This is a genomic window from Dactylosporangium sp. NPDC049742, from assembly GCF_040674675.1.
GTDB classification, from domain to species: domain Bacteria; phylum Actinomycetota; class Actinomycetes; order Mycobacteriales; family Micromonosporaceae; genus Dactylosporangium; species Dactylosporangium maewongense.
In genome coordinates this window covers 164,507-187,498 of the sequence record NZ_JBFANF010000002.1, presented here as the reverse complement: position 1 = coordinate 187,498, position 22,992 = coordinate 164,507, and the positions used below count along the sequence as shown (strand labels likewise).

Annotated in this window: 16 protein-coding genes; 11 read left to right on the top strand and 5 right to left on the bottom strand. The window is 72.8% G+C overall.

Annotated features, from left to right (window positions below):
* Window positions 1-795: a glucose-1-phosphate cytidylyltransferase gene (locus tag AB0J72_RS04335; protein WP_344510227.1), complete on the top strand. Its 795-nt coding sequence runs from the start codon at window positions 1-3 to the stop codon at window positions 793-795.
* Entirely contained in the window at window positions 765-1,421 is a 657-nt protein-coding gene (locus AB0J72_RS04330; RefSeq protein WP_360560419.1) for a PIG-L family deacetylase, read from the top strand. The genes AB0J72_RS04335 and AB0J72_RS04330 overlap by 31 nt, the downstream gene beginning before the upstream one ends.
* A gap of 23 nt (window positions 1,422-1,444) precedes the next feature.
* Here AB0J72_RS04330 and AB0J72_RS04325 read toward each other — a convergent pair whose 3' ends face one another.
* The 5 genes from AB0J72_RS04325 to mce all read right to left on the bottom strand — a co-directional run bounded on the left by AB0J72_RS04325 (window position 1,445) and on the right by mce (window position 10,307).
* Window positions 1,445-2,731: a hypothetical protein gene (locus AB0J72_RS04325; protein WP_363394296.1), complete on the bottom strand. Its 1,287-nt coding sequence runs from the start codon at window positions 2,729-2,731 to the stop codon at window positions 1,445-1,447.
* Window positions 2,732-2,916: 185 nt separating this feature from the next.
* Window positions 2,917-5,304 carry a hypothetical protein gene (locus tag AB0J72_RS04320; protein ID WP_363394294.1) on the bottom strand — a complete coding sequence of 796 codons (2,388 nt, stop codon included), beginning with the start codon at window positions 5,302-5,304 and terminating at the stop codon, window positions 2,917-2,919.
* A 121-nt stretch (window positions 5,305-5,425) separates the two neighbouring features.
* The gene (locus AB0J72_RS04315) at window positions 5,426-6,673 is read right to left on the bottom strand and encodes a cell division protein DivIVA (RefSeq protein ID WP_363394292.1); all 1,248 of its coding nucleotides are present in this window, start codon (window positions 6,671-6,673) and stop codon (window positions 5,426-5,428) included.
* A 1,650-nt stretch (window positions 6,674-8,323) separates the two neighbouring features.
* Window positions 8,324-9,673 carry a crotonyl-CoA carboxylase/reductase gene (gene ccrA / locus AB0J72_RS04310; protein WP_344510217.1) on the bottom strand — a complete coding sequence of 450 codons (1,350 nt, stop codon included), beginning with the start codon at window positions 9,671-9,673 and terminating at the stop codon, window positions 8,324-8,326.
* A 157-nt stretch (window positions 9,674-9,830) separates the two neighbouring features.
* Window positions 9,831-10,307 (bottom strand): methylmalonyl-CoA epimerase, encoded by a 477-nt coding sequence (gene mce / locus AB0J72_RS04305; RefSeq protein WP_344510215.1) that lies wholly within the window; start codon window positions 10,305-10,307, stop codon window positions 9,831-9,833.
* Window positions 10,308-10,380: 73 nt separating this feature from the next.
* Here mce and AB0J72_RS04300 point away from each other — a divergent pair, with 73 nt between their 5' ends.
* The 9 genes from AB0J72_RS04300 (at window position 10,381) to AB0J72_RS04260 (ending at window position 22,922) form a co-directional block, all read left to right on the top strand.
* Window positions 10,381-11,568, top strand: a complete 1,188-nt coding sequence (locus AB0J72_RS04300; RefSeq protein ID WP_363394289.1) for an acetyl-CoA C-acetyltransferase — start codon at window positions 10,381-10,383, stop codon at window positions 11,566-11,568.
* The gene (locus AB0J72_RS04295) at window positions 11,565-11,768 is read left to right on the top strand and encodes a hypothetical protein (RefSeq protein ID WP_363394287.1); all 204 of its coding nucleotides are present in this window, start codon (window positions 11,565-11,567) and stop codon (window positions 11,766-11,768) included. Before AB0J72_RS04300 ends, AB0J72_RS04295 begins: the two co-directional genes overlap by 4 nt.
* The gene (meaB, locus tag AB0J72_RS04290) at window positions 11,765-12,742 is read left to right on the top strand and encodes a methylmalonyl Co-A mutase-associated GTPase MeaB (RefSeq protein WP_363394285.1); all 978 of its coding nucleotides are present in this window, start codon (window positions 11,765-11,767) and stop codon (window positions 12,740-12,742) included. Before AB0J72_RS04295 ends, meaB begins: the two co-directional genes overlap by 4 nt.
* Window positions 12,743-12,787: 45 nt before the next feature.
* Window positions 12,788-15,811 carry an FtsX-like permease family protein gene (locus AB0J72_RS04285; RefSeq protein ID WP_363394283.1) on the top strand — a complete coding sequence of 1,008 codons (3,024 nt, stop codon included), beginning with the start codon at window positions 12,788-12,790 and terminating at the stop codon, window positions 15,809-15,811.
* Window positions 15,808-16,668 carry an ATP-binding cassette domain-containing protein gene (locus AB0J72_RS04280; RefSeq protein ID WP_363394281.1) on the top strand — a complete coding sequence of 287 codons (861 nt, stop codon included), beginning with the start codon at window positions 15,808-15,810 and terminating at the stop codon, window positions 16,666-16,668. Before AB0J72_RS04285 ends, AB0J72_RS04280 begins: the two co-directional genes overlap by 4 nt.
* Window positions 16,665-17,315, top strand: coding sequence for an ATP-binding cassette domain-containing protein (locus AB0J72_RS04275; RefSeq protein WP_363394279.1), 651 nt, complete (start codon window positions 16,665-16,667; stop codon window positions 17,313-17,315). Before AB0J72_RS04280 ends, AB0J72_RS04275 begins: the two co-directional genes overlap by 4 nt.
* Before the next feature lie 69 nt (window positions 17,316-17,384).
* Complete coding sequence (locus AB0J72_RS04270; protein ID WP_363394277.1) at window positions 17,385-18,071, top strand: Asp23/Gls24 family envelope stress response protein; 687 nt, start codon at window positions 17,385-17,387, stop codon at window positions 18,069-18,071.
* Between the two features lie 125 nt (window positions 18,072-18,196).
* Window positions 18,197-19,870, top strand: a complete 1,674-nt coding sequence (locus AB0J72_RS04265; RefSeq protein ID WP_363394275.1) for a methylmalonyl-CoA mutase family protein — start codon at window positions 18,197-18,199, stop codon at window positions 19,868-19,870.
* 85 nt (window positions 19,871-19,955) lie between these two features.
* Window positions 19,956-22,922, top strand: a complete 2,967-nt coding sequence (locus tag AB0J72_RS04260; RefSeq protein ID WP_363394273.1) for an FtsX-like permease family protein — start codon at window positions 19,956-19,958, stop codon at window positions 22,920-22,922.
* The last annotated feature ends 70 nt before the right edge of the window (window positions 22,923-22,992 follow it).

Genomic DNA, 22,992 nt, shown 5'->3' with positions numbered 1-22,992 from the left:
GTGAAGGTCGTCCTGTTCTGCGGTGGTCTCGGCATGCGGATGCGCGAGGGCACGAGCAACGTCCCGAAGCCGATGGCGATGATCGGCGACCGGCCGCTGCTGTGGCACGTCATGCGCTACTACGCCCACTTCGGGCACACCGACTTCGTGCTCGCCCTCGGCTACGGCGCCGCCGTGGTCAAGGACTACTTCCTGCACTACGACGAGACGCTGTCCAACGACTTCACCCTCGTCGGCGGCAACGGCGACGTGCAGCTCTTCTCGACCGACATCACCGACTGGAACATCACGTTCATCGACACGGGCCTCAAGGCCACGATCGGCGAGCGGCTCATGCGCGTGCGCAAGTACGTCGAGGACGAGCCGATGTTCCTGGCCAACTACGCCGACACGCTGACCGACGCGCCGCTGCCGGAGATGGTGGAGCGTTTCCGGGCGTCCACGGCGGCGGTCAGCATGCTCGCCGTGCCGCCGGTCTCCACGCACCACATCCTGGAGATGTCCGACGACGGGTCGGTGTCGCGGGTCCGGGACTTCCGCGACCTGATGACCTGGGAGAACGGCGGCTACTTCATCATGCGGCCGGAGATCTTCGACGTCCTGCGCGACGGCGAGGACATGGTGCCGCACGCCTTCGACCGGCTCATCCCGGACCGGAAGCTGCTCGCTCAGCAGTACGACGGGTTCTGGCGCGCGGTCGACACGTTCAAGGACCGGGCGGAGATGGAAGAGGCCTACAACCACGGCAACTGCCCGTGGATGCTGTGGGACGCGTCCCGCCGCCCGTCCGCATGATCGGCTTCTCCCTCGCCGGCGTGCGGTCCGTCGTCGCCCTGGGTGCACACCCGGACGACATCGAGATCGCCGCCGGCGGGCTGCTGCTCTCCCTGCCCGCCGGGGTTTCGGTCCACTACGTCCTCGCGACGGGTGTGCCCGCCCGGCAGGCGGAGGCCCGGGCGGCCGCGACGGCGTTCCTGTCCCAGGGCACGGTGCGGTTCTCGCTGGGTGACCTGCCCGACGGCCGGCTGCCGGCGCACTGGGACGCGACGAAGGAGATCGTCGAGGCCGCGGCCCGGCTCGGCACCCCGGACCTGGTCCTGGCGCCGTCGACCGACGACGCGCACCAGGACCACCGGCTGCTCGGCTCGCTCGCCTCGACCGCCTTCCGGAACTCGCTCGTCATGCACTACGAGATCCCGAAGTGGGACGGCGACCTGTCCCGGCGCAACGTGTACGTGCCGCTCACCGTCGAGCAGGGCCGGCGCAAGGTCGCGCTGCTGCACGAGCACTTCCCGTCGCAGAAGGCCCGCGACTGGTGGGACGACGAGGTGTTCCTCGGCCTCGCCCGCATCCGCGGGATGGAGTGCCGGTCGCACTACGCCGAGGCGTACACCGTCACGAAGTCGGTCGTGACCTTCTAGGGTCCGTGCGTGCCGGTCTTGCTCTACGGCCCGTGCGTGACGGGCTTGCCTCCGTCGAGGTAGACGTTGGTGGCCTCCCAGGTGACGCCTGGGAGGTCCTCGTTGGAGGCGGCGCCGTAGCGGCTGTTCTGCACGAACACGTTGTTGCGGAACACGACCTTCTCGGTCTTCGTGTCCGGCCGCAGGTTCACCGTGTAGTTCCCGCCGCTGAACAGGTTGTTCTCCACCAGCAGGTCGCTCAGCTTCGGGGCGGTCTCCGAGCCGAGCTGGAAGCCCGCGTTGAACGGGTCGTTGGTGGCCGGGTTGAACGCCTCGAGCGTGTTGTGCCGCACGATCATGCCGATGCCGCCGGTCGTCTGCAGGATGTCCTGGTGGTCCTTCTCGTCGGTGAAGACCAGGCCGTGGATCCAGCTGTCCTCGATCACCGCGCCGTCGGAGACCCGGGGGCCTTCGTTGAGGTTGTGCATGTTGACGCGGCGCAGCGTGTAGTGGCCGAAGCCGACCCCGAGGCCCTCGCCGTCACCGGTGATCTCGGTGTCCTCGACGAGCAGGCTCGCGTCGGGCACGAGCTCGTCGAACACCCGGATGATCATGCCGCCCTTGTTCTTGCAGTTGATCTTCGACCGCTTGATCGTGACGTTCTTCGCCTTGATCTCGACGCAGTCGGTGAGGATCTTCCCGTCGATGACAGTGTTGTCCTGCGTGATCGCGTACGGGCCGGTGTACGGGGTGAGCGTCGTCCCCGCCGGCACGCCCGTGTTGTCAGGGCCGGGCCAGGGCTTCGCGGCCGCGACCGGCCCGGCGACGAGTCCCGTGCCGGTGGTCGGGTGCTTCTTGCCCTGCTCCGTGAAGGCGTAGCTGGCCTTGTACGGCTTGTCGTCGACCGTCGAGTCGGTGACCGTGGCCGGGGCGCCGGCGTAGTGCTGGAAGCCGACCGCGCAGCCGTGCACCTTGACCTTCGTGGCCGTGTAGCCGCCGTTGCCGACGCCGACCATGTCCTTGCCGTCGCAGAACACCTCGGTGTTCTCCACGACGGTGCCGTGCACGCCCGGGAAGATCCGGATCGCCGCCGTGCCGCGGTGCCGCACGGTCGTGTTGACCACTTTGACGTTGTTGGCCTTGATGTGCAGCGCCGTGGTGAGCTGCTTGCCGTCGACGACGGCGCCGTCGGTGCTGATGACGGTGGCCTTCTCGTCGGAGCTGCTCGGCTGGCTCTCGGATCCGCCGCTGGTGTACGCCGCGGCCGCGATCCCGCCCGCGGCGACCACCACGACGATGGCGACGCCGATCGCCACGGTGCGCGCGGACACGCGTGGCTTCTGGGGTGGAGCGGAGTGGCGTCCGGGGCGCTCGACCTGCTCCGTACTGCTCACGCTCTTCCCCCTGAGTGACTAGGCGCGCAGACCCGCGGACGATACGTGATTCGCCATCACGTCCTCAACTTGAGTGTCGGCTTTCCGCACCTGATGCACGGGGTGTTTCGCCAGTTCGGCCCTTACTCCGCCGCGACCTTCACCTTGCCGTTACCGTTCGTTGCCGCTGGGGTCGCCGGGGTCGCCCCTTCGAGGCGGGCGGCCTCGCGGATCGCCTCGGCGGCCTGCTCGGCCTCGGCGAGGGTCTGGGCGGCGCGCTCGGCGGCCTCGGTGCCGGCGGCGGTGGCGAGCTGGTCGATCTCCTCGGCCCGCCGCTGCGCGGCCTCGACCCGCTCCTCGGCGAGCTTCGCCTGCTCCTCGGCCTGCTTGGCCTTCTCGCCGGCCTGCTTCGCCTGCTGCTGGGCCTGTTTCGCCTTCTCGGCGGCCGCCTTCGCCTGCTCCTCGGACTGCTTGGCCTTGTCGTCGGCCTGCTTCGCCTTGTCGGTCGCCTGCTGCGCCTGCTCGCTCAGCTTCTCGGCGTCGGCGGTCTGCTGCCGCAGCTCGGCCAGGCGGGCCTCGGCGGCCGCGACCTGGGTGGTCAGCTCGGTCTCCTGCGCCCGCAGGCCGGCCAGCTCGCCGCTGAGCGCCGTCTCGGCCTGGGCGACCTTGCTGGTGAGCGCCGTCTCCTGCTCGCGCAGGTCGGCGAGGCGGGCCTCGGCGCCGGCGATCTCGTCGAGCCGCTCGCGGGCGCCGGCCTCCTGCGCCCGGGCCTCGGCCAGCCGGCCCTCCGCCGCGGTGAGCTCCGCGGTGACGGCCTCGAGCTCGGCCTTCGCGGTGGCCGCCTGCTTCGCGGTGGCCTCCGCCTCGGCCTTCGCCGTGGCCTGGGCCTTGGCGGTGGCCTCGGCGCCGGCCTTCGTGGCGGCGTCGGCCTTGGCGATCGCCTCCGCCTCGGCCTTCGTGGCGGCCTCGGCCTTGGTCGCGGCCTCGGCCTGGGCGGCGGTCACGACGGCCGCGGCCTCGGTCTGCGCATTGGTCCGCAGCGTCTCGGCCTCGGTGCTGGCGGTGGTGCGGAGCTGGTCCGCCTCCGCCGACGCGGCGGTGGTGAGGGTCTCGGCCTCGGTCCTCGCGGCGGCCCGCAGCTCGTCCACCTCGGTCCGCACCGTGGTCCGCAGCGTCTCGGCCTCCGCCTCGGCGGTGGCGCGGAGCTGGTCGGTCTCGGCCCTGGCCGCGGCGCGGGCCTCGGCGAGCTCGCGGTCCGCCGTCGTGCGCAGCTCGGCGACCTCGGCGTCGTGGGTGGCGCGCAGGTCGCGCAGCTCCTGATCGAGCGTGGCGCGGGCCGCCTCGGCCCGCTGCACGGCCTCGGCGTCGGCCTTCCGGGTCGCCTCGTCGGTGCTCCTGCGGTGGGCCTCGGTCGCGACGGCGTGCGCCTCGGCGGCCGCGGCCTCGGCCTTCGCCACGGCGCTGTCGGCGATGGCCTTCGCCTGCGCGGCGGCCTGCTCGGTGACGGCATTCGCGGCCTGCTCGGCCTGCGTGGCGACGGCGGCGGCCGTCTCCTGCGCCTGGGCGGTGACGGCCGCGGCGTGCTCCTCGGCCTGCGCGGCCACGACGGCCGCGGCCTCCTGCGCCTTCGCCGCGACGGTGGCGGCGCTCTCCTGGGCCTGGGCGGTCAGCGCGGTCGCCTGCGCCTGTGCCTCGGCCGTGACCGCGGACGCCTGCTGCTGTGCCTCGGTGGTGACCGCGGCGGCCTGCTGCTGCGCCTGGGCGACGATCGTGGCGGCCTGCTGCTCGGCCTCGCTCGTCATGGTCGCCGCGTGCTGCTGCGCGGCGGCGGCGTGCTGGTCGGCCTGGGCGCGGACCTGCGCCGAGTGCTGCTCGGCCGACGCGCGCAGCGCCTGCAGCTCCCGCTCCGCCTGGAAGCGGGCCTGCTCGAGCTGGGCGGTGACCTCGGCGGTGATGCGCTGTGCCTCGGCGTGCGCGTGCGCGACGATCCGGTCGGCCTCGGCCCGCGAAGCGGCGGCCCGCTCCTCGATCGCCCGTGCCTCGGCATCGAGCGCGGCGCGACGCTCCGTAACCGCCCGCTCCTCCTCCGCACGGCGGGCGGCGAGGGCGAGCTCGAAGTCCTCGTTGGCCTTGGCGGCCCGGCCGCGGGCGTCGGCGAGGAGCCGCTCGGCCTCGCCGCGCAGGCCCGCGATGTCCTGCACCGCGTTGGCGCGGATCGACTCCGCCTGGTCCTCGGCGAGCCCCAGGATCTGCTCGACGCGGGCACCCAGATGACGGAACGAGACCTCGCCCACAGGACCGCGCCGGCGCAGGTCAGCGAGCTCCATCTGCAGCTCCTGGACCTGGGAGGCGAGCGCCTGGACCTGGCTCCAGACCTCTTCGTTCTCCAGCTTCAGGGCATGGATCTCGTTCTCCGACTGAGTCCAGTACTTGTCGACCTGGCTGCGGTTGTACCCACGCAGTGCGGTCTCGAAGTCGGGCTCTGAAGAGACGCCGCCCGGGCCCGTGTCGAAGAGGTCGCGGTCTGACATAACACCCATCCTCACACGCAACGTCCCGCCACGCGCAATTACACACCGCGCATGACGGGACGTGCGATCGAACTCCCCGTGAATGATCGAGAAGCGGCCGGATCACCGCGACCCGCGAGCGTCAGGCGGAGACCTTCTCGCCGTCTCCGGACTTGCCCTTCTTGGCGTCGGCCGGGCCGCCCTGCTGCGGCGGCTGGACCGTCGGCATGATCCCGGCGAGGCCGGAGAGCATCTGACCCAGCTGCGACGTGACCGCGTCCTTCTGGCGGGTGAGGTCCTCGACCTCGCGCCGGGCCCGCTGCGTGGTCTCCTCGGCCTCGGCACGCGCCTCGCTGAGCTGGCGGTGCGCCTCGGCGCGGGCCTCGTTGACCGTCTTGTCGGCCAGGTTCTTGGCCTTCTCGACCGTCTCGGCGGCGCTGCGCTCCGACTCGACCCGGCGCGCCTCGGCCCGCTGCTCGATCTCCTTCGCGCGGTCCTCGGCGGCCCGGGCGCGGCTCTCGGCCTCGTTGACGAGCTTCTGGGTCGCGGCGACCGCGGACTGGTGACGGGCCGACTCGTCGCGCTCCGCCTTCTCCTGCCGCTCGGCGATCTCCAGCGCGAGGGACTGCAGGTCCTTGTCGCGCTTGTCCCGCGCGTCGGTCAGCAGCTTCGTCGCCTCGGCGCGCTTCTCCTCCGCCTCGCGGGCGGCCTTGGCGCGCAGCTGGGTGATCTCCCGCTCGGCGGTGGCCCGCAGCGTCGCCACCTCGCGCTCGACCGTCGCCTTCAGCTCGGCGACCTCGTGTGCCGTGGCCGTGCGCAGCTGCTTGGTCTCGCGCTCCGCGTCGGCGCGCAGCGTGTCGGCCTCGCGCCGGGCCTGCACCCGGACCTCGGCGGCCTCCCGCTCGGCGGCGGTGCGCAGGTTGCCCGCCTCGCGCTCAGCGGTCGCCTTCATGGCGGCGGACTCGGCCCGCGCCTTGTCGGTGATCTCGCGAGCCTCTAGACGCGCGGCGGAGATGATGCCCTCGGACTCCCGCTTGGCCTCGCCCCGGTGGTCGTTGGCCTGCTCCTCGGCGAGCCGCAGGATCTGCTCGACCCGCGTGCCCAGCCCCGACAGCGTCGGCCGGTTGTTCTCCTCCAGCTGCTTGTTGGTGTCGCTCAGCTTCTGCTCCATCGTGCCGAGCCGCTGCTCGGTCTGACGGATGCGCCGCTGGGACTCGGCGAGCCGGCTCTCGGCCTCTTCGCGAGCCTGGTTGGCCTGCTGGAGCTGCGCGTTGATCCGCTGCAGCTTGGCGTCGACCTGGGCACGGTCGTAACCGCGCAGGACCACACTCAGCTCTTCGTGATCCGAGCCGTTCTGAAAGAAGTCAACCGAGGACTGCTGCTGGGGCATTGGCACATACTTGCAGACCACCGGGGGGCTTTCGCAAGGGTGCAACGGCACTCTTCCGAGATGGTCGCAAGGTCAACTTCACCGGGCCAGGACACGCCACGTTTTTGTCACGTTTTGTCGGCGTGTCGAGTGGCCGTACGGCCAGGTCACAATCACCGAAAAGTGCACCCACGGAGACAACGGCCATACCGCCCCTCACCTCGGATGACACACCCTCACCGCCACCTGCCCCGCCACCCTGCCACCCCGGCGGGTCTTCTTGCTCACTGATCCCCACCACGCCCGCCCCCGCCCATTGACGACACTGATCAATGCCCCGGTTCGCGGCTTTCGTTCCATAGACCCCGCGCGATCCACCCACAGGATGATCTCGGATTCGGGGTCACATCGCACAACCTCTTTCCGCCGCCATCCGGAATCGGACGTCTCGGGGCATTGACCAACGTCTGTGCCGGCCGCCGCGCCCCGCCACCGCCGGCAAGCAGTGCGGCCGCGGGTGCGGACAGCCGCGAGGGGCCGCGGCCACCTGTGTGGGTGGCAGTCGCTGCGGGGTGGCCGCTATGTGCGGGGAGTGGCCCGCGTGGGTGGCGTTCCGCGTGCGGGGGTGCCCACGTGCGGGGTGGCCCACGTTGGGGGACGACTTGCGTGGGGGCGGCCCGCGTGTGGGGGTGGCAGCTGCTGCGGGGCGGCGGCTGTGCGGGGGAGCGGCCCGTGTGGAGGGCGGCCCGTGTGGAGGGCGGCCCGTGTGGAGGCGGCCCGTGTGGAGGCGGCCCGTGTGGAGGGCGGCCTGCGTGGGGGCAGCCCGTGTGGAGGGCGGCGTGCGTGGGGGCGGCCCACATTCGGGATGGCCCGCGTGTGGGACGACCGGCGTGGGGGCGACCCGCGTGCGGAGTGGCCCGCGTGGGGTCGACCCGCATGGGGCGGTCCGGGTGGAGAGCGGCCCGTGCGCGGGGGTGGCCTGCGTGCGGGGGCGACCACGTGTGTGGGAGTGGCTGTATTGCGTGGGTGGCGGTTGCGTGCGGGGGCGGTGGCCGTCTGGAGGCGGCAGCCGTCTGCGGGGGTGGTGGCCGCGTGCGGGGGTAGCGCTCGCGCGGGGTGGCCAGCCCGTTGTGCGTGGGGTGGCGGTATGTGCGTGGGTGGCGTCCCGCGTGCGGGGGTGGCGATCTGTGGGGGGATGGCGGCCGTGCGTGGGGGAGGTGGCCGTCTGGAGGTGGTGGCCGTCTACGGGGTGGTGGCCGCGTGTGGGGAGTGGTCGGCTATGGGGTGGCGGTCGCGTGCTCGGACCTGCTCGCCTGCGGTCTGGGCATGGGTGGTGGCACGGGTGCGGGGAGGCGGGCCGTGTGGGGAGGCGGTGTGGTTTGTCGGCTCTCGGTGGGGGCGCGCTTCGGTGCGGCGGTGATGGGGGCCGGCCGGGGGTTGCTGTCGCCGCTCGATGACGTTGATCAATGCCCGGGTTTGTGGCGTTTGTTCCAGGGGGTATTGATCAACGTCTGTTGTGGGGCGGTGGTGCCGGTCCGGCGGGCGGCGTGAGCCGGGGCTGGGGTGAGGGCCGCGGCGGGAGCCACCACGCTGTGGCGTCCCGTCGCGGGGTCTGGTGCGTACCCGGCGTGAGGGGTGGTAACCGCCGCGGCGGCGGCGGGTGTCGGCCGGCTACTGGTTGCGGAAACGGTTGATCGCGGTCTCGTGCTTGGCGCGCAGCTCGGGGTCGCGGACGCCGAGGCCCTCGGTCGGGGCCAGGCAGAGCACGCCCACCTTGCCCTGGTGGGCGTTGCGGTGCACGTCGTGGGCGGCCTGGCCGGTCTGGTCCAGGGAGTAGGTGCGCGACAGCGTCGGGTGGATCTTGCCGAGGGCGATGAGCCGGTTGGCCTCCCACGCCTCGCGGTAGTTGGCGAAGTGGCTGCCGATGATGCGTTTGAGGTTCATCCAGAGGTACCGGTTGTCGTACTGGTGCATGAAGCCGGACGTCGAGGCGCAGGTGACGATGGTGCCGCCGCGCTTGGCGACGTAGACGCTGACGCCGAAGGTCTCGCGGCCCGGGTGCTCGAACACGATGTCCGGGTCGTCGCCGCCGGTCAGGGCGCGGATCTCCGCCCCGAAGCGGCGCCACTCGGCGGTGTCCTGCGTGTGCTCGTCCTTCCAGAAGGTGAACGACGAGCGGTCGATCACCAGCTCCGCGCCCATGGCCCGGCACAGGTCGGCCTTCTGCGGGCTGGACACGACGCAGACGGGGGTCGCCCCGCCGTTGAGGGCGAACTGCGTCGCGTAGGAGCCGAGGCCGCCGGACGCGCCCCAGATGAGGACGGTGTCGCCCTGCTTCATCTGCGCGCCGTGGTGGGAGACGAGCTGCCGGTAGGCGGTGGAGTTGACCAGCCCGGGGCAGGCCGCCTCCTCCCACGACAGGTGGGTGGGCTTCGGCATGAGCTGGTTGGCCTTGACCAGGGCCAGCTCGGCGAGGCCGCCGAAGTTGGTCTCGAAGCCCCAGATCCGCTGCTGCGGGTCGAGCATCGTGTCGTCGTGCCCGGTGGCGTCCTCCAGTTCGACGCTGAGGCAGTGCGCGACCACCTCGTCCCCGGGCTTCCACTTGCTCACCCCCGGGCCGACCTTCAGGACCACGCCCGCCGCGTCCGAGCCGACCACGTGATAGGGCAGGTCGTGGCGCTTCGAGAGGTCGTTGAGGCGGCCGTACCGCTGCAGGAAGCCGAACGTCGAGACCGGTTCGAAGATCGACGTCCAGACGGTGTTGTAGTTGACGGCGCTGCCCATCACGGCGATCAGGGCCTCGCCCGGACCGACCTCGGGCGTGGGGACCTCCTGCACGTGCAGGGACTTGCGGGGGTCCTTGTCGCGGGTGGCGAGGCCGTCGAACATGTCGGTCTCGTCGGCACGGACGACCACGCCACGGTACGACGAGGGCACCGGCAGGCCGGCCACGGCGCGGAGCTCGGCCGCGGGGTCCGCCGCCCGCTCCGCCTGCATGATCGCGTCGAGGATCTGCTGCACCGCTGGCTCCTAACGTCCGGGATGAAGGCATAAAGCGTGGGACCCCGGAAAGCGGGGTGCCTATGGGGATCGGCAACACATCTCGATGCCCTGAAGCGGACGTTACTGAACGGTAGCTAAATCGGGAACCGGCCTGTGAAGAAGTCCACTGACCACCTCAGGAGTGGTTGCTCGAAGCTGCTCGGAACGGCTCCACCAGCTCCACAAGTACGCCTCCGGCGTCTTTCGGATGCACGAAGTTGATGCGTGAATCGGAGGTGCCGCGGCGGGGCGTCTCGTACAGCAGCCGGACGCCACGGGACCGCAGCTCGGCGCAGGTCGCATCGATGTCGCTCACCGTGTAGGCGAGCTGCTGCATGCCCGGACCGCTGCGGTCCAGGAACTTCGCGATCGTCGAGGCCGGGCTCAGCGGCGCGAGCAGCTGCAGGCAACCCCCTTCGGGGGTGGGGCCGACCGACAGCATCGCCTCGCGCACCCCCTGCTCCTCGTTCGTCTCCTCGTGCACGCAACGCATGCCGAACACGCGCCCGTAGAACGCGATCGCCTCGTCGAGATCCGCGACGGCGATACCGACGTGATCGATGCGGAGAATGCCGACGGGTGAGATATCCAACTTCGGGTCCGAGGTTGTCATGGCGATAGTCTGAACCCTAGTAATCGTTCAGTCGCGACGGTGCGATGTGAACCATCTCTCGAAAGGCCTCACGATGACTCAAGCGGTGATCGTCAGCGGCGCCCGCACGCCGATGGGGCGACTGCTCGGCGCCCTCAAAGACTTTCCCGCCACCAGGCTCGGGAGTGTCGCCATCAAGGCGGCGCTCGAGCGTTCGGGCGTGGCGCCCGAGCAGGTGCAGTACGTGATCATGGGCCAGGTGCTGACCGCCGGCGCCGGCCAGATGCCCGCCCGGCAGGCCGCGGTCGAGGCCGGCATCCCGATGTCGGTGCCCGCCCTGACCATCAACAAGGTCTGCCTCTCCGGCCTCGACGCGATCGCCCTGGCCGACCAGCTCATCCGGGCCGGCGAGTTCGAGATCGTGGTCGCCGGCGGCATGGAGTCGATGACCAACGCCCCGCACCTGCTCGCCGGGCAGCGTCAGGGCTACAAGTACGGCGACGTCGTCATCCGCGACCACATGGCCCTCGACGGCCTCACCGACGCCTGGGACCAGGTGTCGATGGGCGAGTCGACCGAGCGGCACGTGTCCCGGCTCGGCATCACCCGCGAGGCGCAGGACGCGTTCGGCGCGGCGAGCCACCAGCGGGCCGCCGCCGCGCAGAAGGAGGGGCGCCTCGCCGAGGAGATCGTGCCGGTGGAGATCCCGCAGCGGAAGGGTGACCCGCTGCTGGTCACCGACGACGAGCAGATCCGGCCCGAGACCACGGTCGAGACCCTGGCGAAGCTGCGGCCCGCGTTCAGCAAGGACGGCACCATCACCGCCGCGACGTCCTCGCCGATCTCCGACGGGGCCTGCGCGGTCGTCGTCATGAGCAAGGCGAAGGCGGAGGAGCTCGGGCTGACCTGGCTCGCCGAGATCGGCGCGCACGGCAACGTCGCGGGCCCCGACAACTCGCTGACCAGCCAGCCGTCCAACGCGATCAAGCACGCGCTCGGCAAGGCCGGCCTGACCGCCGCCGACCTCGACCTCGTGGAGATCAACGAGGCGTTCGCGGCCGTCGGCGTGCAGTCGACCGCCGACCTGGGCATCGACCCGGCGATCGTCAACGTCAACGGGGGCGCGATCGCGCTCGGCCACCCGATCGGCATGTCCGGCGCCAGGCTCGCCCTGACCCTCGCGCTGGAGCTGCGCCGCCGCGGCGGCGGGCTCGGCGCCGCGGCCCTGTGCGGCGGCGGCGGCCAGGGCGACGCACTCCTGCTCCGCGTCCCCAAGCAGTGACCCGGACGCCCGAAGCGCCGATCACCGGCCAGCGCCGGGCGCCCGAAGCGCCGATCACCGGCCAGCGCCGGGCGCCCGAAACGGCGATCACCGGACAGCGCCGGGCGCACGAAACGGCGATCACCTGTGGGCGCGGAGCGCTCAGAGCGGCGATCATGCCGTACATGAGCGAAAACGGCGGCAAGGAGTCGCAGCGGTGAGCGTCCGGCGATCGCGGGACGTGCCGGACCTGGTGGCGAAGGCGCGGGAGGGTGACCCCCGCGCCGTCGCCCGCCTGGTGTCGCTGGTGGAGGACGGTGACGAGCTGCTACCGCAGGTGGCCGCCGCCCTCGCGCCGCACGCCGGCGACGCACACGTCGTGGGGCTGACCGGCTCGCCCGGCGTCGGCAAGTCCACCACCACCAACGAGCTGGTCCGCGCGTTCCGCAAGCAGGACAGGCGGGTGGGCGTGCTCGCCGTCGACCCGTCCAGCCCGTTCACCGGCGGGGCGATCCTGGGCGACCGCGTCCGGATGCAGGACCACGCCACCGACCCCGGCGTCTACATCCGCTCGATGTCCAGCCGCGGGCACCTCGGCGGGCTGTCGGCGGCGACCCCGCAGGCGGTGCGGGTGCTCGACGGCGCCGGCTGCGACCCCGTCGTCGTGGAGACCGTCGGCGTCGGCCAGGCCGAGGTCGAGATCGCGGGGCTCGCCGACACGACGCTGGTCCTGCTCGCCCCTGGCATGGGCGACTCGATCCAGGCGGCGAAGGCGGGCGTGCTGGAGATCGCCGACATCTTCGTGGTCAACAAGGCGGACCGGGACGGCGCCGACGCCACGTACCGCGACATCCAGGGCATGATCGGGCTCGGCGAGCGCGCGCCCGGCCAGTGGCGGCCCAAGGTGCTGCGGGCAGTCGCGGCGCGGGGCGAGGGCATCGACGAGATCGTGGCGACGATCGCCGAGCACCGCGAGCACCTGCACGACACCGGCGAGCTGCGCCGGCGTCGCGAGCGGCGGGCGGCGGCCGAGATCGAGGCGATCGCGCTGGGCACGCTGCGTGGCCGGATGGAAGCCCTGCGGGACGGCGCCGTGCTCGCCGGCCTGGCGAGGCGGGTGGCGGACGGTGACCTGGATCCACACACCGCCGCGAGCGAGCTGGTGACCATGACCGAGCGGTCGAACGACCGCTAAGGTCTGCGGGTCAACCTTCAGCTCGACCAGCACAGGGGGCACATCTTGACGGCCTGGACCGTCATGCTGCGTGGCATCAGGTACCGGGCCGGCCGGTCGTTCGTGGTCTTCCTCCTCGCCGTGACGGCGACCACGGCGGCCGTGCTCGCACCCGCGTATAGCCGTGCCGCGCAGCAGTCCGTGCTCACCGACGGCCTGTCCGCCGCGTCCACCGACGCGACCGGGCTGACCGCCGGGGCAAAGGGCACCGCAGACAGCGCCGCGTTCAAGGACCTCGCCGAGATCCGGCTGGCCATGAACACCGCGCTCGCCAAGGACCAACTGCTCGCCGACCGGCTCGACCTGCCGGTGGCGGCCATCGACACCGAGGTCTCGTTCGGGGACACCAACGCCAAGCTCGCGTACCGCGACAACGCCTGCTACCACCTGACGATCGACGGCGCCTGCCCGGACGACCCGGGCCAGATCGTGGTCAGCAAGCGCACCGCCGCCGCCCGGGACCTGAAGACCGGTGACCACCTCACCGTCCGCCTCGGGCCGGCGACCGGCGGGCACGACAAGACGTTCACGATCAGCGGCCTCTACACCCCGACCGACGCCGACGCCGCGTACTGGGGCCGCACCTCCTACTTCAGCGCCAGCGACAGCACGGCCGACGCCCTGTTCTCGATGACCGAGGACGACCTGCGGCTGGAGCGCACCGCGACGCTCGCGACCCGCCTGGAGTACCCGCTGCGCGCCGACCGGGTCAGGCTCGACGACGTCGCCGGGCTCCGCGACGGCATCCAGACCCTGGGTGACCGGCTGCGCGGCGAGGAGCTGGAGCTGACCACCACCCTCCCGGCGGTCCTGCGCGACATCGACGCCGACCAGGCCAGCATCGGACGGACGGCGCCGGTCATCGCGGTGCCCCTGCTGCTGCTGTGCTGGTTCGTGCTGTTCCTGCTCGTCGCCTCGCTGACCGAGGAGCGCGCGCCGGAGATCGCCCTGGCGAAGCTGCGCGGCTACCCGTCCGGACGGGCCACCAGGTTCGGCCTCGGCGAGGTGCTGCTGCTGATCGTCGCCGCGGTCCCCGCCGGGATCGCCGCCGGGCTGCTGCTCGTGCAGGTCGCCGCCGGGGCGCTGCTGGCCGAGGGGGTCGGGGTCGAGGTGCGCTGGCCGGTGTTCGCCGGCGCCGGTCTCGCCCTGGCCGCCGGGATCGCCGCCGCGGTGCTCGCCGGCCGGCAGACCCTCGCCCGGCCGATCCTCGGCCTGCTACGGCGCGTGCCGGAGCGGGGCGGCTGGCGGGCCGGCATTGCGGACGGCGTTGTCGTCGCGCTCGCCGCGGCCAGCCTCGCCGCCGCCGCCAACGACCGCGGCTCGCCCCTGGCGCTGCTGGCGCCGCCGCTGCTCGCGGTCGTCGTCGGCGTCGCCGCGGCCCGGCTGCTCGGCCTGTGGTCGCAGACGCGGCTGCGGATCGCCCGCCGCCGCGGCCGGATCGTGCCGCTGCTGTCGGCCGCGCAGCTGTCCCGCCGCCCCGGCGGCCGGCGGCTCGTGGTCGTGGTGACGGTCGCGGTGGCGCTGCTGACCTTCGCCGCGACCGCGTGGGACGCGGCCGGGCGGGCCCGCCGCGACACCGCCGACGACACCGTCGGCGCGCAGCGGGTCTTCACCGTCGCCGCCGACCACCCGTCGGCGCTGGAGGCCGCGGTCGACAAGGCCGACCCGGGCGGGCACTCGATGGCCGTCGTGCGGGCCAGCCAGCGCTTCGACAACGCCCCCGTCGAGCTGCTCGGGGTGCAGTCCGGCCGGCTGGCGGAGGTCGCGGTGTGGCGCGGGCACTCCCGCGCCGACGTCAGCGACATCGCCGCGCGGCTGCACCCGGACGTCGCCGCGCCGCTGCGGCTCGGCAAGGACGTCGCCGCGGAGATCTCCGTCGACACGCTGCCGGCGAGGCCGGCGCTGCGGGTCGCCGCGGTCGTCGCCGCACCCGGCCAGCCGCCCCGCACCATCGGGCTCGGCGGGCTGGCGAAGGGGACCCGTTCGTATCATGCGAGCCTCCCCGGCTGCGGCAGCGGCTGCCGGCTCGTCGGCCTCGCGATCGGCCGCGCGGCCGGTGGCAGCGAGCCCTTCGCCGTCAGCGTGGCCGTCCGCGAGCTGAGCAGCGACGGCGCTCCCCTCGCGCCCGGCTTCGACCTCCCCGGCCGCTGGCGGCCCCGACCGGGCGCCGCGCAGGTCGGCGTCCGGACGGGCGTGGCGCTCGGCGTCGACGTCTCCGGCAGCGACCCCTCCGACGCCGTCGTCGAGCACTTCGACACCCCGGAGGCGCTGCCCGCCGTCCTCGCCGGTGGCGCGCCCACCGACGACGCGGCCGCGGCGACGTTCAAGCTGCCCGGCTTCTCCGACCAGCCGCAGCCGTTCACGGTCGCGGCGCACGCCGGCAGCCTGCCCAGGGCCGGCCGGCGCGGGGTGCTGTTCGACCTCGACTACGCGACGCGGATGGCCGAGCGCGGCGCGAGCCTCGCCGACAACGCGACCCTGCGCTACGAGGTGTGGGCCTCCTCGGCCGCGCCCGCGGACCTCGACCGGCGGCTCGCGTCCGCCGGGGTGCAGGTGCTGCGGACGGAGACGATCGACGGGCAGCTGGAGCAGCTCGCCCGCCGCGCGCCGGCGCTCGGGCTGTGGCTCTACCTGCTGGCCGGCGGGGTCGCGATCCTCCTCGCGATCGGGGTGGTGCTCCTGACCGCCTACGTCGGGGTCCGCGCCCGCCTCTACGAGCTCGCCGCGCTGCGGGTCGCCGGGGTGCGGTCGGGGCAGCTGCGCAGGGCGGTGTTCCGGGAGTACCGGGCGCTGCTCGGCGTCCCGCTCGTCGTCGGTCTCGGCGCCGGACTGCTCGGCGCGATGGTGATGCTGCCGGGGATCCCGCTCGTGACCGTCGGGGTCGCGTCGCCGATCACGTGGGAGCTCGGCATGGGCGCCCTGCCCGTTGCCGTCGCCGCCATCGTGTTGGCGTTGGCGGCCGCGGTACTGATGGCGCTGCGGCTGATGGGTCGCGCCACGCCCGAACGACTGCGGGACGGTGCGGCATGAGCGGGCTCTCTGTGACCTGCCGTGGGCTGGTCTACATCTACCGGCTCGAGGGCTACGACGTCGTGGCGTTGTCGGGGGTCGACCTCGACATCTCCGCCGGGGAGTCGGTCGCGCTGCTCGGGCCGTCCGGGTCGGGCAAGTCGACCCTGCTGTCGCTGCTCGCCGGGCTCCTGCCGCCGTCGGCGGGCCGGGTCAGCGTCGGCGAGCACGACCTCGCCCGCGCCACGCCCGCCGAGCTGCAGCAGCTGCGGGCCACCGACGTCGGCGTCGTGCTGCAGGGCGCGTCGCGCAACCTGCTGCCGTACCTGACCGCGGAGCAGAACGTGCGCTTCGCCCAGCGCGGCGTCCCCGGTGACCGGCGGCGACAGCTGGCCGATCCCCGCGAGGTGCTCGCGATGGTCGGCCTCAGCGGGCGGGGACGCAACCGGCAGCTGCCGCAGCGACTCTCTCCTGGTGAGCGTCAACGGTTGGCGCTCGCCGTCGGGCTGGCCGCCCGGCCGGGACTGCTGCTCGCCGACGAGCCGACCAGCCAGCTCGACACCCACGCCCGCGACGAGGTGCTCCTCGCCCTGGACGCGGTCCGCCGGGCCGGCACGACCGTCGTCGTCGTGACGCACGACCCGGACGTCGGCCTGCGGATGGGCCGCACCGTCACGATCCGCGACGGGCGGGTCGGCGCCGAGGGACGGCGCGGAGAGGACTACGCGGTGGTCGGTCGCGACGGTACGGTGCACCTGCCGCAGGAGGTGCTGCGCATGCTGCCGCCCGGCACCCTGGTCGGGGTGGAGCCGCAGCCCGACGGCACGGTGCTGCTGGTGCCCGCCCGGTCTCACACGTTGTTGGAGGACATGCAGTGAAGACGTTGACGGTCGACGGTGTCACGGTCGCGTACGAGCGCGACCACCCCGTGCTGCGCGACGTGTCCGTGGTCGTCTCACCGGGGCAGATCCTGGCCGTGACCGGGCCGTCCGGGGCCGGCAAGACGACGCTGCTGTGGGCGATGGCCGGGCTGCTGAAGCCGGCGGCCGGGACGGTGGCCGTCGACAGCACGCCGCTGCGCGACCGCGACCACGCCGTGGCCGAGAAGGTCGTGCTGATCCCGCAGGACAACGGCCTCGCCGCGATCCTCACCGCGCAGGAGAACATCCAGGTGGCGATGATCGCCGGCGGTGCGGCACCGGCCGACGCCCGGCGGGCGACCGTGGCGTCGCTGGAGCGCCTCGGCCTCGGCAGCCAGGCCGACCAGCTGGTCGAGGAGCTCTCCGGCGGCCAGCAGCAGCGCACCGCGATCGCCCGGGGCCTGGCCCTGCACGGCGCCGTGGTGCTCGCCGACGAGGTGACCAGCGAGCTGGACTCCACCAACCGGCAGAAGGTCATGGAGCTCCTCCAGGAGGAGGCCCGCCGCGGCGCGGCGGTCGTCTTCGCCACCCACGACCCGGAGGCCGCGGCCGCCTGCGACCGCGAGCTCCACCTGTCCGACGGAGTTGCCCAACTGGTCCGTTAGGCCTCTGCCTGCGTTCGCCGGGCGCGAGTACGCTCGCGCTCGGCCGACGGACCCAGGGGAGGAGCAGCAATGACCGAGGTGACCGCGGGCATCCCCGCGCAGCGCAATGACGTGGACGATCCCGACATGACCGGCGACGCGCTCTCCATCGAGCCGGCGGCTCCGGGGTCGGTGGCGGGCACCACCGCCTCCGCCGGCGAGCGGGTCAGCGCCTTCGCGTCCGACGCCGCCGACCGGGTCGGCGAGTTCGCCACCACCACCGCCGACCGGGTCGGTGAGCTCGCCACCACGACCGCCGCCGCGTCGGGGCGGATCGCCTCGCACGTCGTCGACCGGCTGCGCAACTCCGCCGAGCTCACCGCCGAGCGGGGCACCACGACCATCGCCGACGAGGTGGTCGAGAAGATCGCCGGCATCGCCACCCGTGAGGTCGCCGGCGTGTACGACCTCGGCGGCGACGTCGCCCGGGTCTTCGCCTCGGTCCGCGACCGCATCGGCCTCGGCGACGGCGAGGAGCGGGAGAACGGCAACCGTGGCGTGCACGTCCGCCTGGAGGGCCGCAGCGCCGCCGTGCGGGTCACGCTCGTGATCGAGTACGGCTTCGTGCTCTACTCCGTCGCCGAGAAGGTCCGCGCCAACGTCATCGGCGCGATCGAGAACCTGCTCGGGCTCGAGGTCACCTCCGTCGACATCGTCGTGGACGACGTCCACGTGAGCGACACGCTTCCGGAGTCGGAGGCCGCCTCCGCCGCGTAACGTCGTCGTGAACGGAGGGTGGGAGTTGTCCCACCCTCCTTAGCGATCGTTCAGGGAGCGCATACCATCGACGGTGAGACGGACAACCCGATCACGCCGAGTTTCTCGAGGAGCGCCGACACCCCATGGACGCCCACGACATCGCCGAGGGCCGCGCCCGCTGGCAGCGCCGCTACGACGAGGCCCGCAAGCGCGACGCCGACTTCACCACCCTGTCCGGGACCCGGGTCGACCCGGTCTACGGGCCGCCGGAGGGTGCCGACGTGCCCGGCTTCGAGCGCATCGGCTGGCCCGGTGAGTATCCGTACACGCGCGGGCTGCACCCCACGGGGTATCGCGGCCGCACGTGGACCATCCGGCAGTTCTCCGGCTTCGGCAACGCGCAGCAGACCAACGCCCGCTACAAGATGCTGCTCGGCGCGGGCGGTGGCGGGCTCTCCGTCGCCTTCGACATGCCGACGCTGATGGGGCGCGACTCCGACGACCCGCAGTCGCTCGGCGAGGTCGGCCACTGCGGGGTCGCGATCGACTCCGCCGCCGACATGGACGTGCTCTTCGACGGCATCCCCCTCGCCGACGTCACCACCAGCATGACCATCTCCGGGCCGGCGGTGCCCGTCTTCTGCATGTACCTGGTGGCGGCCGAGCGGCAGGGCGCCGACCTCGGCGTCCTCGACGGCACCCTGCAGACCGACATCTTCAAGGAGTACATCGCGCAGAAGGAGTGGCTCTTCCCGCCCGAGCCGCACCTGCGCCTCATCGGCGACCTGATGGAGTTCTGCGGCAAGGAGATCCCGCGCTACAAGCCGCTGTCCGTCTCCGGCTACCACATCCGTGAGGCCGGCTCGACGGCCGCGCAGGAGCTGGCGTACACCCTCGCCGACGGCTTCGGATACGTGGAGCTCGGCCAGTCCCGGGGGCTGGACGTCAACAGGTTCGCCCCCGGGCTGAGCTTCTTCTTCGACGCGCACATCGACTTCTTCGAGGAGATCGCGAAGTTCCGTGCGGCCAGGCGGATCTGGGCCCGCTGGCTGCGCGACGTGTACGGCGCCACCAGCGAGAAGGCCCTGTGGCTCAAGTTCCACACGCAGACGGCGGGGGTCTCGCTGACCGCCCAGCAGCCGTACAACAACGTCGTGCGCACGGCGGTCGAGGCGCTCAGCGCGGTCCTCGGCGGCACCCAGTCGCTGCACACCAACGCGCTGGACGAGACCCTGGCGCTGCCCACCGACGAGGCCGCCGAGATCGCCCTGCGCACCCAGCAGGTGCTGATGGAGGAGACCGGCATCACCAACGTCGCCGACCCGCTCGGCGGCTCCTGGTATGTCGAGGCGCTGACCGACCGCATCGAGGCCGAGGCGGAGGCGATCTTCCAGCGCATCCGCGACATGGGCGGCGACGGCACCATCACCGCCGGCATCCTGCGCGGCATCGAGGACGGCTGGTTCATGTCGGAGATCGCCGACAGCGCCTTCGTCTACCAGCAGGCCCTCGAGAAGGGCGACAAGCGGGTCGTCGGCGTCAACGTGCACACCGGCTCGCTGACCCGGGACCTGGACATCCTGCGGGTCTCGCACGAGGTCGAGACCGAGCAGAACAAGCTCCTCGGCGCCCGCCGGGCCGAGCGGGACAACGCCCTCGTGGAGCGGCGGATCCAGGAGATGGTGGCGGCGGCTCGCACCGGCGGGAACATGATCCCGGCGATGCTGGACGCGTGCCGTGCCGAGGCGACCCTCGGCGAGATCTGCGGGGCGCTCAAGGACGAATGGGGCATCTACCGCGAGCCCGCGCGGTTCTGAGCTGGCAGTTACCTAATCGCAATGCAACCGGCCCCTCTCCCGGTTGGTCTTCTTACGAACGACCTTGACCGACGGGGGAGGGGCCTTGCTGGCACTCGTGCTCGCAGCGTTGCGGGCCAGGCGGACACAGGCGCTGACGCTGCTCCTGCTGAGCACGCTCGCCGCGGCCGCCGCGGCGGCCGCGCCCTGGTATGTCCTCGCGTCCACGGAGCGCATCGCGACCCGTCACGTCGAGTCGGCGCCGATCACCGAGCGGTCCCTCGAGACCGTCGGTGAGGGGAAGATCGAGGGCGGCTCCGTCGCGGCGCACCTGGAGGCCAACGCGCAGCTGACGCAGTCGGTCGTGGAGCTGGGCGGGTTCACCACCTACACCGGGGCCTACCTGACGGGTTCGCTGCTCTCCGCCGCGCCGCAGGACGGCGGCAGCGCCCTCGGCGTGAAGCGCGAGACCGACTCGCCGCTCATGCTGCGCACCGGCGCGTGCGACCAGGCCACCATCGAGGGCCGGTGCGCCACCGGCGCGGGCGAGGTGATGCTCAGCTACCGCACCGCCCACTGGCTGGGCGTCAAGCCCGGCGACCCGATCAACTACGAGGCGACCAGCGTCCTCGGCGCGCAGCAGTTCACCGTCACCGGGATCTACCGTCCGGTCGACCCGGCCGACCCGTTCTGGAGCAGCAACGCCCAGCTGATCGCGGTCGACCTGCCCGCCGGCGCGCCGCCGGAGATCACGGAGCCGGTCGACGACGCGGTCCTCGCCGGCCCGGCCGTGTTCGACAAGCTCCAGCCGGACAAGGTGCGCTTCGTCGTCGACATGGTCGCCGAGCCGAAGCTCTTCGTCGAGAACACCCCGTCGGAGGTCCGCGCGTTCCTCGCCGCGGCGACGGTCAAGGCGGCCAACAACCGGCTCAGCATGTACACCAGCCTCTCCGTCACAGCCGACCGGGTCGAGCGGGACCGGCAGCTGCTCAGCCTCGGCGTCCCCGTCGGCGCGTTCCAGCTGCTCCTGCTCTGCTGGTTCGCCCTCTACCTGGCGGTCAAGTACACCGGTGAGGAGCGCCGCCCCGACGTCGGCCTGGTCAAGCTGCGCGGCGCCACCCGCGGCCGCACCTGGGCCCTCGTCGGCGGGCAGAGCGCGGTGCCGATGATCGCCGGGGCGCTGATCGGGCTGCCACTGGGGTATCTGGTGGCCACCGCCGTCACCGGCGCGATCCAGGAGCCAGCGGTCGTCTCGCAGGCCGCGTCGCTGTCCGTCGGCGCGGTGGTCGTCGCCGTCGTCGGCGCGCTGCTGGCCGCGCTGCTCGCGGAGCGCCGCGCGCTCGGCTCGACCGTCGCCGAGCTGCTGCGCCAGGCCCCGGGCCGGGCCCGCGCCTGGCGGGACCTGTTCGACCTGGTGCTGGTCATCGTCGCCGGGATCGCCGTGTACCAGGTGAAGCACCGCGCCTCCGGGGACGCCGCGGGGCTCGCGTTGCTGGCGCCCGGCCTCGCCGCCCTCGCCTGTGCCCTGGTCGCGTCCCGCGCGATCACGGCGATCGCCGGGCGGATGGTCGAGGGCGCGCTGCGGCACGGCCGCCCGGCCCGCGCGCTCACCGCCATCTACCTGGCGCGCCGGCCCGGCGTCCACCGGCTCGCCGCGCTCATGATCGTCACGGTCGCGCTGCTCGGCACCTCGTACATCACCTGGATCGCGGGCGTCGATGCCGGGCGCGACCGGGCCGAGCTGGAGGTCGGCGCCGACCGCGTGCTCATCGTCCGCGCCGAGAACCGGCTCGCCCTGCTCCGCGGGGTCCGCGCCGCCGACCCGTCCGGCAAAGAGGCGATGGCGGTCGTGCAGTCGCTGCGCTCCGCCCAGGACCGGGTCCTGCTCGTGGACAGCCCGCGGCTGCCGGCCGTGGCGGCCTGGCGCCCCGAATACGGGATGACCGCCGAGCAGGCCGCGGCCATCCTGCACCCGAAGGCGCCCGACCCCGTCATGGTCACCGGCGGGGAGCTGACGTTCGACCTGGACGTGGCCATGACCGCGCCAGAGCGGGGCCGGACGCTCTTCTTCGAGGCCGTGCTCGCCGACCCGGCCGGCGCCCGGCTGGTCGCCAGGGTCGGCCCGCTCGTGGCCGGCCCCGCGACGCTGAAGGCCCAGGTGCCCGCCTGCGCCAAGGCGCCGGGCTGCCGGCTGAGCTCGCTGGCGATCACCCAGAGCACCCTCGACCAGAAGGTGTTCTTCGCCGCCCGCCCGGGCGTCGAGGTCACCGTCCGCGGCCTGTCGGCCGGGTCGCCCGTGCTCGGCAAGGAGACCCTGAGCGACCGGACCCGATGGCGGCTGTCCGTCTCGCCGGCGCCGCCCAACCTGATCGTCGCGCCGGCCGCCGCCGGGCTGCTGCTGCGGGTGGCGCCGATCAAGCCCGGTCCGGCGACCGACCCCGGCGTCTACCCGATCGACACGCCGGCGCCGATCGCCTCCATCCGGGCCAAGCGGCTCCAGCAGCGCATCGCCGGCGACCAGCGGGTCACGTACGGCTCGGCGTCCATCTCCGAGCGGATCGCCGGCTCCGCGACCCGGCTGCCGCGCATCGGCGACCAGGGCGTGCTCGTCGACCTCGAATACGCCGACCGACTCGGCGCCGACTTCGGCGCCGGCGAGTCGATGCAGGTCTGGCTCGCCCCCGACGCGCCGCGCGACGTCGTGCAGCGGCTCGAGGCGCAGGGGCTGATCGTGCAGGGCGAGGAGACGATCGACGGCACCGCCGCCCGCTACGCGTCCTTCGGCCCGCCGCTGACCCTGCAGTTCATGCTGCTGTCGGCGATCGTCGGGGTCGCGCTGGCGATCGGCTCGGCCACCGTCGTCGCCGCGGTCGAGCGCCGGCCGCGGTCCGCGGAGCTCAGCGCGCTGCGCAACCAGGGCGCACCGGCCCGGCTCGTGCAGCGCGTCGCCGTCGAGGGCTACCTGATCCTCGTCGGCGCCTCCCTCCTCACCGGATTGCTGCTCGTCGTGCTCATCCGCACGTACATCGGTGACGTCCTGCCCTACTTCGCCGACGGATGGAGCACTCCGTGAGCGAGCCGGAGTGCAGCGGAGGGTCGCGAACCATGGGCGCAGTGTCTGGATCAGGCCGACGCCGGAGCGA